Origin of the sequence: Brucella sp. TWI432 (assembly GCF_039674445.1) — a bacterium.
GTDB classification, from domain to species: Bacteria; Pseudomonadota; Alphaproteobacteria; order Rhizobiales; family Rhizobiaceae; genus Brucella; species Brucella chromiisoli.
Window position 1 is genome coordinate 1 of sequence record NZ_JBDJNL010000058.1, and the last position, 1260, is coordinate 1260.

Genomic DNA, 1260 nt, shown 5'->3' on the forward strand with positions numbered 1-1260 from the left:
TGGTCTGCCCCCATGGGGTGATCCGTGTTTACTGTTAGTGCATGCTGGGTCGACTTGCCACTGCTGGTGTTGACGCTGGCCCATTTTGTGAGGGCCAGACGGCTGCTTGTGGTGCTGGTGGCTTGTAGCCCAGCGATGAATGGGGCTGCACTGTGTTGTAATGCTGTCGCCAGTTTTCGATGATGATCTTCGCCTCCTTGAGCGTGTAGAAGATTTCGCCGTTGAGCAGTTCGTCACGGAGTTTCGAGTTAAAGCTCTCGCAATAGCCGTTTTCCCATGGACTGCCCGGCATGATGTAGGCGGTCTTGGAACCGACTGCTGCGATCCACTCCCGTAGCGCCTTGGCGATGAACTCCGGCCCATTGTCGGAACGAATATGGGTGGGGACGCCGCGTAGGATGAAAAGGTCGGAAAGCACGTCGATGACATCGACGGCCTTCAGCTTTCTCTCGACCCTGATAGCGATGCATTCCCGCGTGAACTCATCGATCACGTTGAGCATGCGGATTTTCCTGCCGTTATGCGTGCGATCCTCGACGAAGTCGTAGGACCAGACATGGTTGGGATATTCCGGCCGAAGCCGGACGCACGAACTGTCGTTCAACCACAGTCGGCTGCGTTTCGGTTGCTTATGAGGCACTTTTAGCCCCTCCCGTCGCCAGATGCGCTCGACCCGTTTGACGTTCACGATCCATCCAGCCTGGTGCAGCATCGCCGTTATACGACGATAGCCATAGCGGCCATACTGGAGAGCGAGTGCCGTGATGTCTGCAGTCAACGCCGCTTCATCATCCGGAGTCTTTGCGATCTTGCGCTGAGTGGAACGATGCTGACCGAGAACCCGACATGCCCGTCTCTCGGACACCTTCAGCTCATCGAGCACATGGTCTACACAAGCGCGGCGACGGGCGGGGCTCAGAAGTTTCCCTTTGCGGCCTCCGCTAAAATCATCTTGTCCAGGGTGAGATCTGAAACGGCGCGCCGGAGCCGGGCATTCTCCGCTTCCAGCTCCTTCAGGCGCTTCACCTGATCGCCCTTCAAGCCGCCGTATTCGGAACGCCAACGGTAGTATGTAACTTCCGTAACGCCCATCGACCGGATCGCTTCCGCCATCGATTTTCCCTGCGCATGCAACACGTCAACCTGACGAAGCTTCGTGACGATCTCTTCTGCCTTGTGTCTTTTCGCTACCATTTCAATGTCCTTCTGAGGCTCATAAGCCATACTTCATGAAGGATCACTTTTCAGGGGGCAGACCAG

At 56.5% G+C, this 1260-nt stretch carries 1 protein-coding gene; it reads right to left on the bottom strand.

All coding sequences use genetic code 11. The annotated features are described in order from the left end of the window. Positions 1–34: 34 nt before the first annotated feature. Positions 35–1194, bottom strand: a protein-coding gene (locus ABE527_RS21575) for an IS3 family transposase (RefSeq protein WP_499698254.1) whose coding sequence is annotated in 2 segments (ribosomal slippage) — positions 35–930 and positions 930–1194 — 1161 coding nt in all. Because the reading frame shifts where the segments join, the coding sequence is not laid out codon by codon here. Positions 1195–1260 lie beyond the last annotated feature (66 nt).